Below are 22446 nucleotides of genomic sequence, written 5' to 3' on the forward strand. Positions count from 1 at the left end.
CCCCAGGTCGCGCTTCGCCTGGAAACGGCATCGCATAGTGGACATCGCATAGTGGGGCCCAAAGAAGGGGCCATCGCTTAGTGGGGCCCAAACGCAGCCGGCATGAAAAAGACGGGACGCACGGAGTTGAAACCGTACGTCCCGCCCTTTGCAACGTCGGCTCATGTGAGCCGGGCGAGAGCTAGCTGCTTAGCGCGGGGTGTGCTCCAGCGCGTCGTCGAAGCTCTGCTCCGGGTGCTCCATGGCGTAGTCGAAGACCTTGCCGGCGCGGTCGAATTCCGCCTCGGACTCAGGCTTCGGCTTGGTGGCCAGGGAGACAACGACCATCGCGATGGTGGCGAACAGGACGCCCGGAACCATCTCGTAGATCAGGTCGGAGGTCGCCGGGAGGTAGCCCCAGACCAGGACGGTCAGGGCGCCGACGATCATGCAGGCCATGGCGCCCGGGGCGGTCAGACGGCGCCAGAACAGGGAGGCGACGACGACCGGGCCGAACGCGGCACCGAAGCCAGCCCATGCGAAGCCGACCAGGCCGAGAATGGTGTCCGACGGGTTCAGCGCCATCAGAACGGCAATGACAGCGATCAGGACGACCATGCCGCGGGATGCGATGAGCAGGCCCGGGCCGGTCAGTTCCTTCTTGGCAAAGCCGCGGTAGAGGTCCTCGATCAGGGCGGAGGAGGTGACCAGTAGCTGGGAGGACATCGTGGACATGATCGCGGCCAGGACAGCGGTGAGCACCAGGCCCGCGAACAGCGGGTGGAACAGCAGGTAGGTCATGTCCAGGAAGATCGTCTCGAAGCCCTCGCGGTCGGTGACGGAGTGCTGGGTGGTGCCGAAGTAGGAAGCACCGATGATGGCGGTGAACACAGACCCGATGTAGCAGATGCCCACCCAGATCATGCCGGCGTTGCGGCCTTCGCGTGCCTCGGACGGGCTGCGCAGGGCCATGAAGCGGGTGACAATGTGCGGCTGGCCCATGTAGCCGAAGCCCCAGGACAGGTTGCCGATGATGGTGGCGGCGGACACGCCCGCGAAGAAGTTGAAGAATGTCGGGTTGCCCTCTTCGTGCGGGCCGTACGGGTTATTCAGCGGGTAGCTGAAGATCTCGCCGGCGTTGTCCAGTGCGAACAGCGCCATGATCGGGACGATCATGAGTGCGAGGAACATGAGGATGCCCTGCGCGACATCGGTGTAGGACACGGCGAAGAAGCCGCCGACGAAGGTGTACACGACGGTGATCGCGCCGACGATGAGCATGCCCCACAGGTAGTCGCCCTTGAAGGTCGACTCGAAGTAGCGTCCGCCGGCGACCATGCCGGAGGAGACGTAGAAGGTGAAGAAGAAGATGATGATGACGGCCGCGATGATGCGCAGCGCGCGTGTCTGGTCGTGGGTGCGGTTCTCGAAGAAGCTCGGAAGCGTGATCGAGTTGTTGGCCACCTCGGAGTAGGCGCGCATGCGGGGCGCGACCCACTGCCAGTTAGCCAAGGCACCGAGGAACAGACCGATGACGATCCACAGCTCACTCATGCCGGAGACGAACAGCGCACCAGGCAGGCCCATCAGCAGCCAGCCGGACATATCGGAGGCACCGGCGGAAATGCCGGCGACGAAAGCGGGAAGGTCGCGGCCACCGATGACGTAGTCGCCGTACTTGGTGGTTTTGCGCCATCCGTAATAACCGATGGCGAGCATCATTCCGAAGTAGATGACCACTGCAATGATCATCCATGTGTTCTCGGACATAGATCTCCTTTGTTCTAGAAGCCCGTAGCTTTAAAGGCTCGTGGTTTTCAGAAGCAATGGTCAGGATAACGTACGAGATCACACAGGGTGGTATAGGTCTCATTTTCGCCCTGAGTGTGCGATGTGCCAACGGTGGTAGAAAAGAGGTTATGCCTAAATTCCTTCTGCACGGCCTGTGGCTGCCCGCTACGGGCCTCAACCTGTGGGTTGAACGTGTGGACGGGCATAAGATTTTGCTGCCGTCGCAGGTCCCGTCGGGCACGTTCCCGCCGATGGTGGAGAACATGCTGAAGGATTCGCAGTTCCGCCGCCGCGATGCGATCACATTGCAAACGCCGCGCGGTCGGCAGCTCCAGCTGCGCGCGCCGACTGCGGCGTTCTCGCCGGAAGAGACAGTCGCGTTTTTGAGCAATATTTCGCTTCTCGACGACGCGTCCCCCGCCGCCACCGCCACCCAACGCCAAGCGATCGCCCCGGATTTGTACTGGATCATCCGCCTGTACGTGGGGTTGACGCGGTTCGTTCGCGCCGGGCGCGTGAGCATCCGCGTCCGCCCGTCGGACGGCGCGTGGTACCCGGAGTGGCAATTAGGCACCGGGCTGGAGGAGCGCGGTTGGCTGGCGTCTATGATCGCGGCCGCGCCGGGCGTGGTCACCGCGAACAATATGAACCTGGGTGAGGACGTGGCCACCACGCTCGTCCACTGGATCGCCAGCGCGCACTTGAGTCACCTGAAGGACCAGGAACGCGCGTACCCGTGGCATGATTTCGCCGAAGCGCTGCTCACCTCCCAGCCGTTGCGCCGCGGCGGATCGAGCGTGTCCAAGCAGATCGCGCACTGGAATGGCTCGATCACCGCTGTGAATGTGCAGCTGGTCTTCATCGTGGAGGAACCGTCCGACCCGGTGTCAATGGCGGTGGATGCTGACCCGGCCAGCGCGATGCTGAGCGAGCTCGCCGATGTCACTGGCACTGACAACAACACGCCGCTGGATCCGGCGAAGGTGCAGTGGCCGGTGCGTGCGCAGGTCCGCGCTGGAACGGATGCGCCGCAGCCGATTCACTTAGACGAGGTGGATGTGGCCACCTTGTCCAGCCTGCGCGAACAGCTGCGCCGCGCCGTGGAAGTCACCGACTTGGTTGACCCGGAGCGCCACCCGCGGCTGCCGCAGACTCCACTGACCAACCGCGACGGAGACTGGGACGCGTACCTGGACACCGAGGAGCTCATGCAGCTGGTGGCCCGTGACGCGACGCGGCTGCAGATGAAAGGCATCACCGTGATGCTGCCGCGGTCGTGGCAGCGGATGGAGACGCGGGCGAAGCTCACTGTCGGTACGAACGACGATCATGCGGACGAGGCGACGGTCCGCCGCTTCGGTGTGGATCAGCTGATCTCCTACGACTGGTCGCTCTCAGTCGGTGACACCGAATTGACTAAGGAAGAGATGCGTCTGCTGATCAACTCGAAGTCCGGGTTGATCCAATTGCGCGGCCAGTGGGTGATGGCGGACGCGCGGTCACTGGCCAAGTCGCGCAAATATATAGAGTCTCTCTCGCAGAAGGAAGTGGACGAAGGCGTCATTACCGCAGAGGAATTGCGCCAGCTCGCGCTCGAGGCAGCGGCGGAATCCGAAGGCGGGGCGCTCGAGATCGCCGGCGACGTCGATTCGCCCGCGTGGATGGACGCGCTCATCGGCGGCACGGACCGTCCGGCACCGGAGCGCCAGCCCATCCCGGACACGGTGACGGTGGAGCTGCGCGATTACCAGAGGCGCGGCGTCGATTGGCTGTACTTCATGTCCCGCAACCAGCTCGGTGCGGTCCTCGCCGACGACATGGGCTTGGGCAAGACGCTCCAGCTGCTCGCGCTGCTCGCGGTCGAGGCAGACAAGGACGAAAGGACAGGCCCGACGCTGGTTGTCGCGCCGACCTCGGTCGTGGGGAACTGGGCGCGTGAGGCCGCGCGATTCGTTCCGGGCCTGCGCGTCGGCGTCCACCACGGGCAAGGCCGCCTCAAGGGCGATGCCTTGATCGACGAGATCGACAAGCTCGATCTGCTCATCACCTCCTACGGCGTGGTCTCCCGCGATTACAAACAGCTGGGGCGCATCGACTGGGACCATGTGGTGCTCGATGAGGCGCAGGCGATCAAGAATGCGTCCACGCGGGCATCGCAAAGCGTGCGTGCGATTGGCGCGCGTCACCGCATCGCGCTGACGGGCACTCCCGTGGAGAACCGGCTGGCGGAGCTGCGCAGCCTCCTCGACTTCGTCAACCCCGGCATTCTTGGTTCGCAGAGCTTCTTCCGCAACCACTTCGCCAAAGCGATCGAGTCGCGCCGGGACGAGCAGCTGGCTGACGAGATGCAGGAACGTCTCCAGCGACTCACCGCGCCGTTCGTGCTGCGCAGGCTGAAGACGGATCCGGCGATCATTTCGGACCTGCCGGAAAAGAGTGAGGAAGTGGTCACCGTCGACATGACTGACGAGCAGGCCGCGATCTACACCGCGCTCGTCGAGGCGATGAAAAAAGAGCTCGCGGAGCGCACCGGCATGGCGCGCAAGGGGCTTGTGCTGTCGACCATCACGCGCATCAAGCAGATCTGTAACCACCCCGCGCACTTCCTGGGCGACGGCTCAGCCGTGACCATCAAGGGCAAGCACCGTTCCGGCAAGGTGGAAAAACTCGTGCAGCTTATCGACGACGCCGTGCGCACCGATCAGCGCGTCCTCGTCTTCACCCAGTACAAGGCCTTCGGCGATATTCTCCAGCCGTATCTGAGCGACCGGCTGGGCCAGGCCATTCCGTTCCTGCACGGCGGGGTGTCCAAGAAGCAGCGTGACGATATGGTCGATGACTTCCAGGACCCGAACGGCCCCCGCGCCATGATCTTGTCGCTGCGCGCCGGCGGCACCGGGTTGAACCTCACCGCCGCCTCCATGGTCGTCCACATGGACCGTTGGTGGAACCCGGCGGTGGAAAACCAGGCCACCGACCGCGCCTACCGCATCGGCCAGGCGAAGAATGTTCAGGTGTACAAGATGATCACCCGCGGCACGATGGAAGAATCCATCCAGGACATTCTCGACGGCAAGCTGCAGTTGGCCGGCGCCGTCGTGGGGGAGGGCGAAGGCTGGATCACCGAGCTGGACACCGAGGATCTGGCTACGCTCATGAGCTACCGGACCAGCGAATAGGCAGGCGAGAAGGGAAGAAAGGAGCAGACATGCCACGGCCGACAATGGACAACGTCACCTTTGTGAATTTCGGCTCGCGCAAAAAAGTCGACAGCGCCGCCGAGACCACCACGCCGCGCGGCGTGTCCGAGGAGGTCCGCTCGCAGATTCTGCGCTTCAACGAGCCCGCCCGCGCCATCTACCGCGCCGCGCAGCAGGGCACCGACCAAGGACGTTTCTCCCGCGGCCGCAATTACGCCTACCAGGGCAATGTCGTGGACATCCGCCCCGAACCCGGCCGTTTCACTGCCACGGTCGCCGGTTCCCAGAACGAGCCGTTCACCACGCTGGTCATCCTTCCGTATCGCGACACCGGCACCATCCGCGAAGCCCTGGGAATCATGGCGCACAACGCCAATGCGCTCGCCGAGGTCCGCAACGGCTATTTCACCCGTGAGCTGCTCGACTGCCTCTTCGCCGCCGAGGACGAGAAGATCCGCTTCCGCTGCGACTGCCCGGATGAGACTCGCGTGTGCAAGCACGCTGTCGCCGCCGCGATCAAAGCAGCAGAGCTTATCGACGCCGACCCCACCCTCTTGTTCCGCCTCCGCAACCTCGACCTGAATACCCTTGAGCGTCAACTTCGCGAGTCAGCCGGTGAGCGGGCCAAGGAATCCGCCCGCGAAGGCTCCGAGTTCTTCTGGGACGGCCACATCCTGCCCAACCTGCCTGACCCGAAGGTCGCCCCGATGATCGAGGACTCCGACTTGGACCTGCTGCACAAGGCGATGCAGACCATCTCTTTCACCAATATTGACCAGCTGCGCGCCGTGTCCGATCTCGAGGATCTTTACGACGAACTCACCCGCCGATAAGAACATCTGTTCGCCCACATACGCCCATGTCAACCGCATGGTTCACCCTCGGTGGTAGTACTAGCAGCATGACCTCGAGCGCACAGTCCACGACATCTGCCGGCGCGCACTCCGGTGCCCAGCACGTCACGTTCATCCACAGTTCCGATTTCCAGCTGGGCATGACTCGCTGGTTCTTGGAAGACGACGCACAGTCGCGTTTCAACGACTCGCGTCTGCGCGCCATCTCCCGCCTCGGTGATCTCGCTACCGAGACGGGTGCGGAATTCATTGTGGTGGCCGGGGATGTCTTCGATGCCAATGCACTCAACCCCCAGACCATGGACCGTGCGCTCGAGGTGCTCGGTGCCTTGCCCGTGCCGGTCTATTTGCTGCCGGGCAACCACGACGCGCTGTTGCCCGGCGCCGCCCTGGAGCGCGTCGCGCAGCGCGACAACATCACCGTGCTGGCGGATTCCACGCCGGTCGAGGTCCGTCCCGGCGTCGAGCTCGTCGGTGCTCCGCTTCTGGCCCGCTACGCAACAGAAGACCTCGCGGCGAAGGCTCTCGCCGGGCTCGAGCCGACCGACGCCATCCGCATCCTTGTCGCCCACGGCCAGTGCGAGGACCGCAGTGGGGAGAACAAGCCTGACCGGATCGACCTGCCCGGTCTCGAGGCAGCGCTCGGTGCCGGCGTCATCGACTACGTGGCCATGGGCGACACCCACTCTGCCGGGCCGATCGGTACCAGCGGCCGCGTGTGGTTCTCCGGTGCACCCGAGGTCACCGATTTCCACGACCGCCGCGACAACGTCGAGGGTGGAGAAGTGAATTCGGGCAAGGCGCTGGTGGTCGGCGTGGACAAGCGCTCCGCCGCAGATTCCGAGGTGAGCGTCGACGAGCGCACCGTGGGCGAATGGACCTTCGACGCCCTCCACTTCGAGGTCTCCGATTCCTCCGACGTGAAAGACCTTCTGGACCAGCTCGAGGCATACCCGGAGAAATCCCGCACGGTGGTGAAATACTCCATCGCCGGCACGCTCGGGCTGGAGGCGACCCGTGAGCTGGAGGAGGGGCTGGCGGCGAAGGAGAACGTCTTTGGCGCACTGTACGAGCGTGAGCGCCTCATGGACCTCCACCTCGAGCCCAGCGACGAGGAACTCACCGACCTGCCGCTCTCCGGCTATGCCCGCGATGCCATGTCCACCCTGCTCGAGATGGCCTCCGTCTCGACCGACCCCGAGGGAGCCGCCTCCGCCCGCGACGCCGTCAACCTGTTGTTCCGCCTGAGCAAGGAGCCGAACTAATGCGTATCCACTCCCTGATCATCGACAATGTCCGGGCAGTCGAGCACCTCGAGCTCACCGACCTGCCGGACACCGGCGTCATTCTCATTCACGGCGAGAACGAGGCCGGCAAATCCACGATCTTGGACGCGCTCGACGCAGTGCTGACCGTCAAGCACGATTCCACCGCCGCGAAGATCCGGGCTCTCTACCCGAAAGGCCGCGACGAGCAGCCGGAGGTCACCCTGGCCGCCACTGTCGGCCCCTACACCTTCACCGTGCACAAGCGCTTCGGCAAAGGCGCTAAGGGCAAAGCTGAGCTCACCATCACCGCGCCTCGCCGCGAAGAGCTGACAGGAGAGCAGGCCCACAATCGACTGGGGGAGATCCTCGCCGAGCACGTCGACCAAGAGCTTTTCGACGCACTCTTTCTCCGCCAAGGCGCTTTCCCCGAGACCATCTCCGCCGCCGGCATCCCGTCGTTCACCCGCGCGTTGGAGGCATCGACCGATGTGTCCGGTTCGTCTGCTGATTCCTCCGAGGCACCCCTCGACGATTCCGGATTGATGCAGCGCGTCGAAGCCGAATTCGCCCGGTATTTCACCGGCAAGGGCAACGACAAGCGGGTGCTCACCGACGTCGACAAGGCCGTCACTGAAGCTGAAGATGCCGTCCGTGAAGCTGAAGCCAACCTGGCTTCCTATGAGCGCGATGTCGACGAATTCGCCCAAAGTGAAGCCACGATGGCTGAGATCGAAACCGAATTGCCAGGTGCAGAAGAAGAGCTCGCCGAACGTGAGAAAGATGCCGCCGCGGCGAAAGAGCTGGCCGGCAGGCTCGATGCAGCCAAAGAAAAAGCGGCCCGCGCCGCCGTCGATGTCGAGCGCATCGAAGAGGACCTCGAGCGCCGCACCGCCCTTATCGCCCGCGTGAAAGAGGTCGAGGCCGAACTCGCTTCCGTCAACGAGTCCCTCGAGCCCGCTCGCGAGCGCGACCGCGCTGAAGCAGAAGCGCTGTCAGCCAAGGAGGAGAGTCACACCGAGGCCCGCGAAAAAGAGACCACCGCACGTCAGCGCCTCGCCGAGGCGGAGACATCCCTCGCCGTGGCCCAAGCCGCGGAGCGCCTACGCGATCTCGCCGACACCGTGGCCCGCCTCGACGATGCTGACGCCGAGATCGCTCGCCTGCGGAAGACCGCGCCGGACCGCCCAGTCACCGATGATGATGTCCGCGCCGTGGAGACTGCCTCCAATGAGGTCGCCCTGCAGCGCCGCCTGCGCGATGCCGCTGCCGCACATGTCGACATCACCGCTCCTGACGGCACCACCATCACCGTTGACGGCAGCGGTCACACCGTCGGCGGGGAGCCTGAGTCCATCGCCTTGCACGACGGAACTGAACTCGGCATCGGCGATGTCACCTTGACCTACCGCGCCGCCGCCGGCACCGACACCGCTTTCGACGCGCTCCGCGACGCCGAAGCTGAACTCGAACGCCTCATCAGCGCACTCGGCTGCGCCGATGTTGACGAAGCTCGTGCGCTGCGCGATTCCCACCGCGAGGCAGCTGCAGCTCTCACCGCCGCGATCGACCGCCGTCATGACATCCTCCGCGGCCGTGACGCCGACGAGGTGCGCCACGAACACACGCGTCTTACCGAACTCGTCGAGGAATCTGAGTCTGAGTCGTTGTCCGTCGACGACGCGCAGGCATCCGTCGACACCGCACGTGCAGAGGTCGAGGAGATCGCCCGGGCTGTTCACGATCTAGCCCTCGAGCTGGTGCAGCTGCGCACCAGGCCGGAGCACGCGAAGCTCGTCGCCCTCGAAGCTCAGATCGCCGGGCTAGAATCCACCGCCAGTGGCGCCCGCAGTGATCTTGCCGCCGCACGTGAGAAGCACACCGACGACGCCTTGGTCGCTGCCCGCGATACCGCTGTGACGGCGAGCGAGTCCGCTGCCACGGAAGCCGCCAACATCGCAGAGGAGGTCGCGGCGGCTGATCCGACACAGGCGGAGAGGCTCCGCGACGGCGCCCGCAACCGTCTGGACAACCTCACCAAGCGCTACAACGCAGCGCGCGACCGGCGCCTGCAGCTCGAGTCCCGCGTCACCAGTGCGGAAGGAGAAGGGGAGAAGCTCGACCACGCACGTGCCGCGCTGGAGGTGGCGCGTGTGGGGCGGGACAGGTTGCGTCGCAAAGCAAATGCCGTGAAATTGCTCCGCGAGATGCTCGTCGAGTACCGCGACGCCGCCCGCGCGAAATACGCCGCACCGTTCGCGCAATCGCTGCAGCGCTATGCCAGCCAGATCTTCGGGCCGGGCACCGAGTTCACACTCGACGACGCACTGAGCGTCGAGGCTCGCACCCTCGACGGAACGACGATTGATCTCGCTCAGCTCTCAGGTGGAGCGAAAGAGCAAATGGCCCTGCTCACGCGTTTCGCCATCGCTGACATGGTCGCTGGCGCGGGCACTGACTCCGACGAGACCCGCGTCCCAGTCGTTGTCGACGATGCGCTCGGCGCGACCGACCCGCAGCGTCTCGCCCGAATGAATGCACTGTTTTCCCAGGTAGGGGAGAACTCCCAGGTCTTCGTTCTGACATGCTTCCCGCAGCGCTTCGACCGTGTCGCCGCAGCCCGCAGCGCTTCGATTCAAGAACTCAAAGGCGGCCGCTAGCACACTAGCAGCTTTGCCTGAGCGAATTGAGTTTTGAATTCGCTGGTAGTATCCGCGTTTAGTAATCTAGGTGACATGACCGCAGAACCTCGCTGGCTCACCGAAGAGGAACAAGTGTTTTGGCGCTGCTTGCTTGCCGCGCATAGGAAACTGCAGCGCATTGTCGACGACTCGCTTGAGGCCAGCTCTGATCTCTCAAGCCCCGAGTACGCCGTTCTCGTTTCCCTGTCTGAGGCCGAAGACCGCAGCCTGCGTCTGCGCGAACTCTGTGCCTACCTCAACTGGGACCGCTCCCGGACCTCCCACCAGATCACCCGCATGGCGCGCCGTGGTCTGGTGACGAAGGAGAAGAGCCAGTCCGACGGCCGCGGTGTCCTCGTGTGCCTGACGGACACCGGTTTCGAGCGCCTCCAGCGTGCCGTGCCCGACCATGTTGAAACTGTCCGTCGAGTCGTCTTCGACCATCTCGACCCGGCAGATATCCCCGCCATCCGTCGGTTCTTCGACAGTGTCCTGGCGCTCGATGAAGCGGTGGTGGACCCCAAGATTCCCATTGGCGACTAAAAGGCGTTGCCAATAACAGCGTGTAGGGGTTGAATGGAAATTGAAGAGGCAAAACGCTCCACTCCACTCCACTCCACTTGAAAGGGCCCACGATGTCCACTCCGATTAACCCGTACGAGAACAACGGCGCGAATAACCCGGAAAATAATCCCGGGGATTTCGCGGCCAATAATTCGGCCGATAACCCAGGCAACGGCGACGCGTATTACGACGTTGACGCGCAGCAGGGCAATCCGAACTACATGACGGGCCAAACCCAGTACCAGCAGGGCGGCTTTCAGCAGAGCCAGCAGCAGACGCCGATGGGGCAGCGCAAGCTGCACCGCTCGTCGAACGACCGCATGCTTGCTGGTGTGTGCGGCGGCATCGCGGAGACCTACGACATTGATCCGACTTTGGTGCGCGTTCTCTTTGTCGCCGCGACCGTGATGGGCTTCTCCGGTCTTCTCATTTACCTCATCTGTTGGATCGTCATTCCGGATCCCACCTACTAGGGGTTTTCAGTCACAAAAACGGCAGTGCAGGAGTGTGGGTACCTGCACTGCCGTTTTGTTTGTGCGGCCGTTATGGCTAGGCGCGCTTGATTCCGGAGCCGTCGATCTCGATGGTGATCTTCTCGCCAACGAGTGCGCCGCCGGAGTTCAGCGGGGCCTCGAAGTCGATGCCGAAGTCCTTTCGGTTGATCGTGGTGCGGGCCTCGAAGCCCAAGCGGGTGTTGCCGAACGGGTCTTCCTCTACACCGAAGGTCTCGACGTCGAAGGTGACCGGCTTGGTCGTGCCCTTGATGGTCAGGTCGCCGGTGACGGTGCCGTTGCCGGATGCGTCGACATCGAAAGACGTGGAGTTGAAGGTCATCTGCGGGAACTTCTCCACGTCGAAGAAGTCCTCGTTCTTGATGTGTGCGTCACGGTCGGCATTGCGCGTATCGACGGAGGCCGTTTCCACCGTCGCCTCCACCTTGCTGCCTGCCGGGTTGTCCTGGTCGGCGGTAAGAGTGGCGCTAAAGTCCGTGAACTCGCCGCGCACCTTGGTCACCATTGCGTGGCGAACGGTGAATGCGACGGAGGAGTGCGCGGTGTCGAGGTCGTAAACGCCGGTGTAATTCTGCGTGGTCATAGGGTGGGTGGGACTCCTTGTTCTAAAGTGGCTTTCTAATCTTGTTGACACGTCTACAATGCGTGCAGGTCCCCATCGTACGGCTGCTTATCCGGTGTGTCAACGGTGCGAATCTATGCAGCTCACCGCCGTTCCCGAGGTGATTAGCGACCGTGCTTTAAGGAGTGCTAGATTAAGGAGCGCTGTTACAAGCGATGTCTCCGTAGCTCAGTGGATTAGAGCATCGGTTTCCGGTACCGAAGGTCGCAGGTTCGAGTCCTGTCGGGGACACCATCTGACGTGGTGTTTTTCTGCAACGCCGAAACGAATCCGGTCCGCGGCTATGAGTTTGTCTGGGCGACTTTTTATGTGGGGTGAATCGACGCTTACCGGGGTCGTGGCGCTCTGATGCGCTTATTTGGTGGCTCTGTATGTTGTGGGCGGATATCTTGTGGTTGAATTGGCGCTAGACTGCAAACTCCAGTTGCTCGTTAGTGCCATTACCGGAAGTAAGAAGGTGCATGAACGATGACCCTCAAAATGAGGAGCGCCGCCGGTCGAGCACGTCGTCGGGGAGTGGACATGATGGAGACGAACCCCCGGCCGTTGCGGACGCAGGCCCGCATGAGGGCCAACGACCCCTGGGCGACGATCTACAACGGGTGGAGCACGACGTTCAACGCAATGGATAACAGCATTCGGAAGGTTCTCCCAGCGAAGTAATCGATGCTGAACTCGTTGAGGAGGTCACCCGGCAGATTGGAGGCTCCGCGTATGTGTGGAGCGCCCCGGCCCCCTCACCGGAGACCCTGGAGGCATACCGGCAAGTTGACCCCACCTTTGCAGACCGCGCGATGCGAATGGCGGAACAAAGCATTTCGGCATCGAACCACGAGAAAGAGTGGCTTGCCAAAGGGGACGTGGATGCCCTAAAGCGTGGTCAGTACTTGAGTTTCGGTATGTTTCTGGCCTCCGTCAGTGCTGCCCTTTTTGTTCACTTTAGCGGGGGTTCCGAGTGGTTGGCCGGTGTTTTCCTAGCGCCTCCAGTTTTCCAATTCATGGGGAAGTTTGTCAGGACAGTCCGCAGACAAGAGGACGACAAGCTTGAATAAAGCGTTTGGCATCCGCCGCAGAGGGAATTGGAACCCATCTCGTTAGAGAATCGCAGCCTTGTCCGACGTGCCGGAGATGAGTACCCGAAATCATTGAAGCCTCGAGACGTAGACCCGGTTATGTCTCGAGACTTCGTTTATTTTTGTTGGCCGAGTTTGGGATGGTCGCGTGCCCGTGCGGTGAGTGCGCGCCGCTAGTCGATGGGGGCGACGCGGATGAGGTTGCCGTCTGGATCGGCGACGACGAAGGTGGTGCCGAAGACTTCCTCGTACGGCTTGCGGAGGACGTTCACGCCCTTGTCATTCCATCGCTCGAACGTCGTGGTGACTTCGTCGGCGGGGACGTTGAGGCACACTTCGGTGGTGCGGTTTCCTGCGGCGCCGAGGGATTCAGAGTTGCCGGTCCACAGGGCAAGGTACACGTTCTCTGCTAGGGCGAATGTGACGTAGCGGGGTGAGACGAAGTCGGTGTCGAGGCCGAGAAGATCGCGGTAGAACGCGACAGAGGTGTCGATATCCGAGACATAGACGATGAAGACGATTTCGCGGTTCACTGGTTGCTCCTTAGATAGCGGACAGTGATGCCAGGATATCTGTCATCAGTGGGACATCGTTGACAGATCAGTGGCGACATGGTGGACAAACCGGTGTTTTGGTGTGATGACATTCTGCGCCATGCCCCGACGTACCGGGTGAACCCCGATCTACTCAAGGCTCTTGATGAGGTCCTGTTGGAGTATTCGCTGATCCGCGGGCGGGGCTGCGGTACCGTTTTTGTGTCCCCCTTCCTTTCCTGGGATTCCCCAGCGTGGACACATCCCGGCGACACGACAAGAGGCAATGACATGACTGGCGGCGCAGAGAAGACACTTTCCGATGAGGCGATCGTCGACCTGCTCGACCTAGGGGCCACCGTCGAGTGGACGCAACCGCGCGACACCACGGCCCAGCACCTTCTGGACCGGGGCTGGTCACCGACGCGTCGTGGCGTTCGTCTGATGCATCCGGAGGGACTGTCGGGATCGGTGACGGGGGCGTCGGACACTCTTGCGATCAACCAGGCGCACACGGTGTGGGCACCCGACACAGACACGACCTCCGACGAGTCGGTGCAGCGCATCGCCCATGTCGTCTCCGTGGTTCGTGGCCATCTCGATGCCGAGCCGCAGGCCATTCGTCTCGATACGGGGTTCTTCGCCGCGCGTTGGCTGCTGGACAGCGAGGCCTCGGTGCTGGTCGACAGCCGCACCGTCACCTACAGCTCACCGACGCTGACTGCGGCCGAGACCTTCCGCGTCGAAGCGCCCGACGCGTGGGCCGCGTATCTAGATGAGTAAAGAGTGTCGTTTCCGCCCATCCCTCGGGGCCGGGGCGCTACTCCTGCACCTGCGCTCTGACGGCTGATCCGCCGGCCTCGCGGCGGGGTGAGGAGCGCCATGTGATCACGGCGCCGGCAAGGGCGACCATGGGGATGCCGATGAGCATGCGGGTAGTCAGCTCATCGCCTTTAAAGAGCCAGCCGAGGATAGAACCGATGACAGGATCGAGGGCGAAAAGCGTGCCGACGACCTGTGCGGAGGTGATCCGTGCAGCCACAGTGTCGGCGCTATAGGGGATGACCACGCCGATCAGGGCGGCGAGGGTGAGGACGAGCCAGGAGGTGGGGGAGACGTCGATAAGCTTTGGCGCGGCGATGGGGAGCGTGACGAGTGCTGCGACCGCGACTGATATGGCGAGGTCTGTCAGGCCGCCGCCCTCGGCTTTGCCGACGCGCTCCGCGAAGACGGTGTACGCGGCGAAGAAGCCGCCGGCGAGGAAGCCGTAGATGAGGCCCACCGGGTCCATGCCGGACGAAGGGCCAGCGATGAGCACGACACCGATGAACGCGATGAGCGCCCAGCCGCGTTCGCGCCAGCGTTTGAGCCCCAAAAAGGAGACGGCGCACGGGCCGAGGAAGTCGAGCGTGACCACGACACCAAGTGGGAGGCGGTCGACGGCGGCGAAGTAGAACTGGTTCATCGCGGCCATTGCGATGCCGTAGACGCACGCGTTGATCCAGCGTTGGCGGGTGAATGTGCGCACTGCCGGGCGGAATGCGACGAGTAGCATCACGGCGGCGATGAGCAGTCGGAAAGTCGACACCGCCACGGTGCCCAGCTCAGCAAAAAGCGTCGACGACACGATCGCCGACGACTGGATGCCGAGCGACCCGATGAGCACGAGCACAACAGGCCGCAGATCCACCACATCGTTCGTCCGCGCCACACGCCACCTCCTTAAGCCGAAACAACCCTCCGCGCGAAGCGGAAGAAAACCCGTTCATCGTAACGGCAGGGCCAGTCCGGGGGAGGGGCAGGGGGGCGATTACTCAAAGCCGAACACGAGCAGTTGCACCAACGTGTTATTGCACATGTGCAGAATGAATCCCGCCCACAGCGAACGGTGCCAGCGGGTCAGCAGAGCCATGGCGATGCCGCCGAAGAACATGTAAATCACGACGGGTGGCGCGATGTGCATCAGCCCGAATACCAGCGAGGTGAGCAGCACGCTGGAGAAAGCCGGCAGGAGGGTATCCAGGTATCCCATGAGGAGGCGCCGGAACACGAGTTCCTCAAGGAACGGGCCGATCAGCAAGTACGCGGCAAACGTGAACAGCACGAGCATGTCTCCCGCGCGAGACGGGGCCGTTGGGCCCTTCGATTCAGCGTGGAGGAGCGAGGATAAGAGCCCCGTGCACAACGCCGCCGCGATAATCGCGAGGGGGACCTGCCACAGCAAATGCCAGCCCCGCTTGCCTAACGGCCGAAACCCGAGGGGAAGCCCCCGGCGTTTGAGGTAAACCACCAAGAAGATGGTGGGGATGACCAGCGACAAGATAATAAGCACCGGCAAGAGTGGTTTGACCATGTCGCCGAGATCCAGACCACTCAACCCGAAAGCTGAGCCAATGAGCAACGCGTAGACAGCCACCATCGCGCCCATGCCGACGAGCATGTCTTTGAGCTGTGGGCGGATGCTGAGCGGATCGAGTTTTCTAATGTCCATGCCAGCAGATTGTTGCCTAATGTCCATGCCCGCAGATTATCGACGGCGCGGGGCAGGCGCACAGCCCGCTCTGCCTCTCAGCACCATTGCCAGCCAACCCTGAGGCAACCCCGATGGAACCGGCATTGGTTCGTCATTGCCCTCAACGGTTTATGGCCCATAGTTGTTCTTGCGCGCGACAAGCGCGGCACGGGAAAATGACAGCAAATCGGCCCGCACCCTCCAACGAGAAGGTGCGGGCCGATTTGTGTGCGCGGAGTAGTTTTAACGCTGCTGAGCGTGGTAGCCGGGGGCGTCGTGCTGGCTGACCTTGCCGGAGCGCAGGTAATCGATCACGATCTTGTCTACCGCCGCATTACCGCGAGCAACATGGCCGTGGCCCGGACCGTGGACGGTGACCAGCTGCGTGCCCATCTCCTTCTGGATCACACCGCGGCCGGAGTAGGGGGTCTGCGGATCGCCGGTCGCATTGATCTGCAGCGGGCGCGCGGCCAGACCGCCGCCGTTGAGCGGAACGGGCTTCGCCACTGGAGCGGCACCGTTGCACGCGAGGCCGCTTCCGATCAGGGTGTGCGCTGCTGCGAAAACGTCCTGCGAAATATTGTTGGTCCAGATTGCCCGCGGAATCAGCGAGTAGTCCGCCGGCGTGACATTCTCGTTGCAGATCTGAATGAACAGCAGGTTCAGGCGGGTTTTGTCTGCACCCATGAGCTCGTCGACGACAGGCTTAGATGGAGTGGATTTCGGCTTGAAGGTGCCGTTAGTCATCCGCGCGAGAGTGTCCCAGTCGCTGGGTGCGGGGATGATCAGTTTTGTCTGCTGCAGGAGCTGGGAGTTGAACTGGGTTGCACCGGGCTTGAACATCCGGCTCACAATTCCCTCTGCCTCCACGCGCGCCTTACCGGTCGCCGTCATGGCGTCGGCACCTGCCTGGCCCGCGAACTCGAGCCCGGGAGGAAGGTCACCGACGCGAGCTGGCGGCGGGACGACCGTGGGGTTGGTGCCGGTCTCCTGCACAACCTTCGCGGACCAGTACTGGTACGCCTTCAGCGGAGTATCGCCCATGTGGTACGTGGCGTCATTGCGTGCCACGTAGTCGAAGTAGTCGTGCAGGGCACGCTCGTAGCCACCCTCTTGCTCGATCATCAGCTTGTTCCACTGCTGGTCCGGATTCATCGCAGAATCAAGCACGACCTTGTCAGTGTGGTCCGGGAACATGGACGCGTAAGCGGAACCGAGGTACGTGCCGTAGGACAGCCCCATGATGGAGACCGTGTCGTAGCCGAGTGCACGGCGCACCGTTTCCCAGTCGCGGGCGTTGTTCTCGGTGGTGATGGACTCCGCCAGGCCAGGATGCTCCTTCTGGCACATCTGACGGGACACAGCACCGGCGTTGACCGCGCTTTCTAGCTGGCTGCTCATCGCGTCGAGCTGGTTCGCCGGTGCGGCGGGCTCGCACACCAACGGCGTGGAGTGCTGCAACCCGCGCGGCTGAACGGCGACCATGTCCCACTCGTTGCGGATCTCCTTCGGCCAAGAAAAGCCCAGCGAGTCAGAGCCGACGTAGGTGTAGGCATCGCCGCCGGGACCGCCGGGGTTGCCAAAGAGCACCCCGCGTTTTGCTGCCGGCTGCGCGGCTGGCACACGGACGAAACCGACAGAGATCTTCGGGCTCTTCGGGTCGCCGTAACGCATGGGTACAGGAACCTCACCGCATTCAGCGCCTGGGGCGTCGACCGTGGCCGGGCACGGACCCCACTTCACCTCCGGGGCCGGTGCAGGATCCGCCTGCGCCGTCGCGGTGCTAAAGGGTGCGGCAACCAGCGATGCCGCCACGCCTACTGCTGCCAGAAGTGGGGCGGTGCTCCTTTCCCGTTTGTGTGACGGTGTCTGTTTCAGTGACGGTGTTTTCTTGCGAAACACAGCGCAGCCTCCCAATCCAGCAGGTTCTATTGAAATTCTTCAAAAACAACAGTCTCTGATAATAGTCTTTGCATGGGCTGCACGCAGGGTGATGAAGAACGTAAAACGGCCCGTCCCTTCCTGAGACAGAAGAGCGGGCCGTTTCTCGATGCGCGCAGCATTCCTGGGCAGCGATGTCGCCCCCAGAAAGGCTTGCTGGCTAGTCCACGAGCAGGACGATCAGGTCGCGGGGACCGTGAACGCCCTCGACGCGGACGAGCTCGATATCGGAGGTCGCCGACGGGCCGGAAATCAGCGTGGACGGCAATTCTGGGTCGAGCTTGGCGAACATCTCCGGGACACCGTAGACCACGGAGTCCATGTGCACGATGCACAGGTGGCGGTCAGGGACCAGGCTCAGTGCGCGGCGGCCGCACTTTCCGGCGCCGCCTTCAGACTGGAGGCAGATGGTACCGGTCTGGGCGGAGGTGACGACGGAGCCGGTGACGACAGCGTCGACGTCGTTAAGCTCGCGCGGATCGATGGTGACATCGTCCGGCCGCGCGTTGCCGTCGAAGGAGGTGAACAGCTCGGCGTCGAGGCCCTGTGCGTAGCGGACGTCGTTGCACTCGTGCTCGCGGAGGATATCGGCGATCTTGCCGGGCAGCTCGTCGGAGGAGACGGTCTGCACCTCAGCCTTGTAGTCCACCAGGCGGTCGACGAGCATTTCGCGCAGCTCATCGCGGTTCAGCGGCGACTCCGTGCGGTACTCGTGTGCGTGCTCGACGCTCGCGGGGGAGTCGGCGAGCTTATGCGCGTCGCGGATGCGGGCGAGGATGTCTTCCTTTGCGGTACCCATTACTTCTCGTCCTCCTTGCGGTTGTAGCGGGTCCAGGAATCCCCGGGCGCTGGCTTCTCGTCGGCGCCGGCGGTGCCGGTGTGGTCGGGAGCCACGTGGCTCTTGACACCCTCGGCGCGGGCTTCGGCCATGAGGCGCTTAGCCTCGTCAGTCTCGAACCACTGACGGAAGGACTTCTTCGGGGGCACGGCGACATCGCGGTAATCGGTCCAACCGGACACCGGCGGCGGCATCTTGTTGATGACACCGTTGAAGCCGCCGAGAATGCGGCCGGCGGCAACCATGCGCACTGCCTTGTCCCACAGCTTCGAGTGGCCGTAGACCTGGCCGATGACATCGAACATTGCGCCCTCAATCTTGGGGCGGTGGTTCTCCACCTTCTGGTGGCGCATCTCCAGCAGGACGTCGGTGATGGGGATCTTCACCGGGCAGACCTCGTCGCAACGCCCGCACAGGGAGGAGGCGTACGGCAGGGAAGCGGTGACATCGTCGGCGGAGTCCATGCCCGCGAGCTGCGGGGTGAGGATCGCGCCGATCGGGCCCGGGTAGACGGAGCCGTAGGCGTGACCGCCAGCGCGCTCGTAGACCGGGCACACGTTCAAGCAAGCGGAGCAGCGGATGCACTTGAGTGCCTCGCGGCCGATCTCGTTGGACAGCGCGGCGGTACGGCCGTTGTCCACGAGCACGATGTGGAAGTCCTGCGGGCCGTCGTTCTCCGTGACACCGGACCAGATCGAGGTGTACGGGTTCATGCGCTCGCCTGTCGACGAACGCGGCAGCAACTGCATGAACACACCCAGGTCCTCGTAGGACGGGAGGATCTTCTCGATGCCCATGACGGTGATCAGGGTCTCCGGCATGGTCAGGCACATACGGCCGTTGCCCTCGGACTCGACGATGGAGACCGAACCGGTTTCCGCGATGCCGAAGTTGCAGCCGGAGATAGCGACCTTGGCCTTCATGAACTGCTCGCGCAGGAATGTGCGGGACGCCTCGGCCAGCTCGGCCGGCTCCGCGGTCAGGTCCTTCGGCGCGCCCGGCATCTTCTCGGTGAAGATGTCGCGGATCTCCGCGCGGTTGCGGTGGATCGCGGGCACCACGATGTGGGAGGGGAAGTCCTCGCCCAGCTGGACGATGAGCTCCGCCAGGTCCGTTTCGCGGGCGTTGATGCCGTTTTCCTCGAGAACGTCGTTGAGCGCGATTTCCTGGGTGAGCATCGACTTGATCTTGACGATGTCAGTCTCACCGGTGTCCTTCACCAGATCAGTGATGATCTGGGAAGCTTCCTTGGCGTCGCGCGCCCAGTGGACGTGGCCGCCGCGCTTGGTCACGTTCTCCTCGAACTGCTCAAGCAGCTCGGGAAGACGCGCCAAGGTGTCGCGCTTGATGGTCGAGCCAGCCTCGCGCAGCTGCTGCCAATCGTCGAGCTCGTCGACAACACCCTGGCGCTTCAGACGGATCTGCGTCGTGGCGTAGTTCAGGTTGCGGCGCTGAGTCGAGTTGTTCAGCTCAGTCTTAGCGTTCTTCTGGAACTTGTTGTATTCGCGGAAGTGCCCCAGGTCGTGCGGCGCGTGGGGCGGCATCGTCGGGTTACCAAGTCCGACCTTCACAGCATCTTCTCCTTCGTGTACGCGGCGGACTCGGGCGTCCACGGGTTTTCGCGGGTCGAGGCAAGAATCTCAGCGATGTGGATTGCGCGAATGCCCGTGTGCTGGCGGGACATGGCTCCGCCGATATTCATCAGGCAGGAGGAGTCGCCTGCGGTGACGTACTCCGCGGCGGTGTCCTTGATGTGGCGTACCTTGTCGGAGACCATCGCGGCTGAGGTATCGGCGTTCTTCACAGCGAACGTGCCGCCGAAGCCGCAGCATTCCTCGGAGTTGGGCAGCTCCACGAGCTCCAGCCCGTCGACGGCCTTGAGCAGGTCCGTCGGGCGGTCGCCGACCTTGATGAAGCGGCGGGAGTGGCAGGTGGAGTGGTAGGTGACGCGGTGCGGGAAGAATGCGCCCACATCGGTCGTGCCCATGACATCGACGATGAACTCGGAGAGGTCGAGGGTCTTCTTCGTGGTCTTCTCGGTGCCGGCGACCAGCTCCTTGGACCCGTAGCGCTCGGCGATGCGGGTGTGCTGCTCGCGCACGGCACCGGTGCAGGAGCCGGACGGAGTGACCACGTAATCAATGGAATCGTCGGCGAATGCGTCGACGTAGTTTTCAATCATGGGCACCGTCTCTTTCTGGTACCCGGTATTGATATGCATTTGTCCGCAGCAGGTTTGCTCCGGAGGGAAGACGACCTCGCATCCAAGTCGGGACAGGACGAGAGCGGCCGCCTTGTGCGCATCGGGGAACAGTGCATCCCCGAGGCATGTGGAAAACAGGGCTACGCGCACTGATTGGCTCCTTTCTGGGTAAGTTGCCGGGCAGTGGCCAGGTTCAATTAAACTCCGTTCCCATGACGCCTGCAGACCTCACCTCCATTGTCCGCACCATCACCATCGATACCCTCGACAAACATGACCTCGATTCCTCGGTCGTGCCCGAGACGGTCACCGTCGAGCGTCCGCGTAACCCGGAGCACGGCGATTACGCGACGAATATCGCATTGCAGGTGGCCAAGAAGGCGGGCACCAATCCGCGCGAGCTCGCGGGCTGGCTTATCGACGCCTTGTCTGCCCGCCCCGAGATCGACTCCGCCGAGGTCGCCGGCCCCGGCTTCATCAACCTCCGCCTGGGTGCAGCTGCTACCGGAAGCATTGTTTCCGACATCCTTGAAAAGGGTCCATCTTTCGGTTCATCTGACCTGTTCTCGGATGCGAAAATCAACCTCGAGTTCGTCTCCGCGAACCCGACCGGCCCGATCCACTTGGGTGGCACGCGTTGGGCCGCTGTCGGCGATTCGCTGGGCCGCGTACTGGAGTTCTCCGGTGCCGAGGTGACCCGCGAGTACTACTTCAATGACCACGGCGGCCAGATCGACCGCTTTGCCCGCTCCCTCGTCGCCGCCGCGAAGAATGAGCCGACGCCGGAGGACGGTTACGGCGGGGAATACATCGGGGAGATCGCTAGCGCGGTCGTCGATAAGCGTCCTGATGCTCTCGACGGCACTGACGCCGAGGTGCAGGAAGCGTTCCGCGCGGAAGGCGTGGAAATGATGTTCGCGCAGATCAAGGAGTCGCTGCACGAGTTCGGCGTGGACTTCGACGTGTACTTCCACGAGAACTCCCTGTTCGAATCCGGCGCTGTGGACCGTTCGATCCAGACGCTGAAGGACAACGGCAACCTGTATGAGGCCGACGGCGCGTGGTGGCTGCGCTCCACCGATTTCGGCGACGACAAGGACCGCGTGGTGATCAAGTCCGACGGCGATGCCGCCTACATCGCTGGCGATATCGCGTACGTGGCTGACAAATTCGACCGCGGCCACACGCTGGCGATTTACATGCTGGGCGCCGACCACCACGGCTACATTGCGCGTCTGCGCGCCGCCGCTCAGGCTTTGGGCTACGACCCGGAGGCCGTCGAGGTGCTCATTGGCCAGATGGTCAACCTCGTGCGCGATGGCAAGCCGGTGAAGATGTCCAAGCGCGCCGGGACCGTGATTACTCTCGACGACCTTGTCGACCTGATCGGCCGCGACGCCGCGCGCTACTCGCTCGTGCGTTCTTCTGTGGACTCGACCCTGGATATCGATCTGGACCTGTGGGAGAAGCAGTCCAACGACAACCCCGTTTACTACGTGCAGTACGGCCACACGCGCCTCGCGTCGATCGAGCGCAAGGCTGCGGAAGCCGGCGTGTCCGCTGACGGCGCCGATCTTTCGCTGCTCACCCATGAGAAGGAGGGCGACCTGATCCGCACCCTCGGCGAATTCCCGGCGGTGGTGAAGGCCGCCGCCGAGCTGCGCGAGCCGCACCGCATCGCCCGCTACGCCGAGGAACTGGCCAGCGTCTTCCACAAGTTCTACGACGCATGCCAGATTCTGCCGAAGGCCGGCGAGAACCCGGAGCCGATCCACGCCGCACGTCTGGCCTTGGCATCGGCTTCCCGCCAGGTGCTCGCGAACTCCCTGCGCCTCCTCGGCATCACCGCACCGGAAAGGATGTAAGCCGTGCTCGATC

Annotated in this window: 18 protein-coding genes and 1 tRNA gene; 10 read left to right on the forward strand and 9 right to left on the reverse strand. The window is 63.2% G+C overall.

The genetic code is table 11. The features are described 5' to 3' along the window. Nucleotides 1-189: 189 nt before the first annotated feature. Nucleotides 190-1749 carry a sodium/proline symporter PutP gene (putP, locus tag M3G19_RS11005; RefSeq protein WP_259902668.1) on the reverse strand — a complete coding sequence of 520 codons (1560 nt, stop codon included), beginning with the start codon at nucleotides 1747-1749 and terminating at the stop codon, nucleotides 190-192. Nucleotides 1750-1898: 149 nt separating this feature from the next. Here putP and M3G19_RS11010 point away from each other — a divergent pair, with 149 nt between their 5' ends. From M3G19_RS11010 to M3G19_RS11915, 6 genes are all read left to right on the forward strand, one after another. After that, entirely contained in the window at nucleotides 1899-4949 is a 3051-nt protein-coding gene (locus M3G19_RS11010) for a DEAD/DEAH box helicase (RefSeq protein ID WP_259902669.1), read from the forward strand. 29 nt (nucleotides 4950-4978) lie between these two features. After that, nucleotides 4979-5803 carry a hypothetical protein gene (locus tag M3G19_RS11015; RefSeq protein ID WP_259902670.1) on the forward strand — a complete coding sequence of 275 codons (825 nt, stop codon included), beginning with the start codon at nucleotides 4979-4981 and terminating at the stop codon, nucleotides 5801-5803. A gap of 68 nt (nucleotides 5804-5871) precedes the next feature. Beyond that, complete coding sequence (locus M3G19_RS11020; RefSeq protein WP_259902671.1) at nucleotides 5872-7089, forward strand: metallophosphoesterase; 1218 nt, start codon at nucleotides 5872-5874, stop codon at nucleotides 7087-7089. Further along, nucleotides 7089-9749, forward strand: coding sequence for an AAA family ATPase (locus M3G19_RS11025; protein ID WP_259902672.1), 2661 nt, complete (start codon nucleotides 7089-7091; stop codon nucleotides 9747-9749). Before M3G19_RS11020 ends, M3G19_RS11025 begins: the two co-directional genes overlap by 1 nt. A gap of 75 nt (nucleotides 9750-9824) precedes the next feature. Then, the gene (locus tag M3G19_RS11030; protein WP_259902673.1) at nucleotides 9825-10313 is read left to right on the forward strand and encodes a MarR family winged helix-turn-helix transcriptional regulator; all 489 of its coding nucleotides are present in this window, start codon (nucleotides 9825-9827) and stop codon (nucleotides 10311-10313) included. A 92-nt stretch (nucleotides 10314-10405) separates the two neighbouring features. Continuing rightward, nucleotides 10406-10807, forward strand: a complete 402-nt coding sequence (locus M3G19_RS11915; RefSeq protein WP_311198360.1) for a PspC domain-containing protein — start codon at nucleotides 10406-10408, stop codon at nucleotides 10805-10807. A gap of 76 nt (nucleotides 10808-10883) precedes the next feature. On the opposite strand, the gene M3G19_RS11040 is transcribed toward M3G19_RS11915, so the two are convergent. Then, nucleotides 10884-11429: a YceI family protein gene (locus M3G19_RS11040; RefSeq protein ID WP_259902674.1), complete on the reverse strand. Its 546-nt coding sequence runs from the start codon at nucleotides 11427-11429 to the stop codon at nucleotides 10884-10886. Between the two features lie 196 nt (nucleotides 11430-11625). Here M3G19_RS11040 and M3G19_RS11045 point away from each other — a divergent pair. After that, nucleotides 11626-11702, forward strand: a tRNA-Arg gene (locus tag M3G19_RS11045). A 234-nt stretch (nucleotides 11703-11936) separates the two neighbouring features. Continuing rightward, nucleotides 11937-12131, forward strand: coding sequence for a hypothetical protein (locus M3G19_RS11050; protein ID WP_259902675.1), 195 nt, complete (start codon nucleotides 11937-11939; stop codon nucleotides 12129-12131). Nucleotides 12132-12714: 583 nt separating this feature from the next. Here M3G19_RS11050 and M3G19_RS11055 read toward each other — a convergent pair. Next, complete coding sequence (locus M3G19_RS11055) at nucleotides 12715-13074, reverse strand: VOC family protein (RefSeq protein ID WP_259902676.1); 360 nt, start codon at nucleotides 13072-13074, stop codon at nucleotides 12715-12717. A 93-nt stretch (nucleotides 13075-13167) separates the two neighbouring features. On the opposite strand from M3G19_RS11055, the gene M3G19_RS11060 reads away from it, so the two are divergent. After that, entirely contained in the window at nucleotides 13168-13857 is a 690-nt protein-coding gene (locus M3G19_RS11060) for a hypothetical protein (protein ID WP_259902677.1), read from the forward strand. A gap of 37 nt (nucleotides 13858-13894) precedes the next feature. On the opposite strand, the gene M3G19_RS11065 is transcribed toward M3G19_RS11060, so the two are convergent. The 6 genes from M3G19_RS11065 to M3G19_RS11090 all read right to left on the reverse strand — a co-directional run bounded on the left by M3G19_RS11065 (nucleotide 13895) and on the right by M3G19_RS11090 (nucleotide 20718). After that, nucleotides 13895-14785 (reverse strand): DMT family transporter, encoded by an 891-nt coding sequence (locus M3G19_RS11065; RefSeq protein WP_259902678.1) that lies wholly within the window; start codon nucleotides 14783-14785, stop codon nucleotides 13895-13897. A gap of 99 nt (nucleotides 14786-14884) precedes the next feature. Next, entirely contained in the window at nucleotides 14885-15592 is a 708-nt protein-coding gene (locus tag M3G19_RS11070; RefSeq protein WP_259902679.1) for a CPBP family intramembrane glutamic endopeptidase, read from the reverse strand. A 237-nt stretch (nucleotides 15593-15829) separates the two neighbouring features. After that, nucleotides 15830-17260, reverse strand: coding sequence for an alpha/beta hydrolase (locus M3G19_RS11075; protein ID WP_259902680.1), 1431 nt, complete (start codon nucleotides 17258-17260; stop codon nucleotides 15830-15832). A gap of 427 nt (nucleotides 17261-17687) precedes the next feature. Continuing rightward, the gene (locus M3G19_RS11080; RefSeq protein ID WP_259902681.1) at nucleotides 17688-18326 is read right to left on the reverse strand and encodes a lactate utilization protein C; all 639 of its coding nucleotides are present in this window, start codon (nucleotides 18324-18326) and stop codon (nucleotides 17688-17690) included. Continuing rightward, nucleotides 18326-19909, reverse strand: coding sequence for a LutB/LldF family L-lactate oxidation iron-sulfur protein (locus tag M3G19_RS11085; RefSeq protein WP_396121783.1), 1584 nt, complete (start codon nucleotides 19907-19909; stop codon nucleotides 18326-18328). Before M3G19_RS11085 ends, M3G19_RS11080 begins: the two co-directional genes overlap by 1 nt. Nucleotides 19910-19932: 23 nt before the next feature. After that, the gene (locus M3G19_RS11090) at nucleotides 19933-20718 is read right to left on the reverse strand and encodes a (Fe-S)-binding protein (RefSeq protein WP_259902683.1); all 786 of its coding nucleotides are present in this window, start codon (nucleotides 20716-20718) and stop codon (nucleotides 19933-19935) included. A gap of 62 nt (nucleotides 20719-20780) precedes the next feature. Here M3G19_RS11090 and argS point away from each other — a divergent pair, with 62 nt between their 5' ends. Beyond that, on the forward strand, nucleotides 20781-22433 hold the full coding sequence (argS, locus tag M3G19_RS11095) for an arginine--tRNA ligase (protein WP_259902684.1): 1653 nt from the start codon (nucleotides 20781-20783) through the stop codon (nucleotides 22431-22433). Nucleotides 22434-22446: the final 13 nt, after the last annotated feature.

The sequence above is a fragment of the Corynebacterium sp. p3-SID1194 genome (assembly GCF_025144155.1).
Classification (GTDB): Bacteria; Actinomycetota; Actinomycetes; order Mycobacteriales; family Mycobacteriaceae; genus Corynebacterium.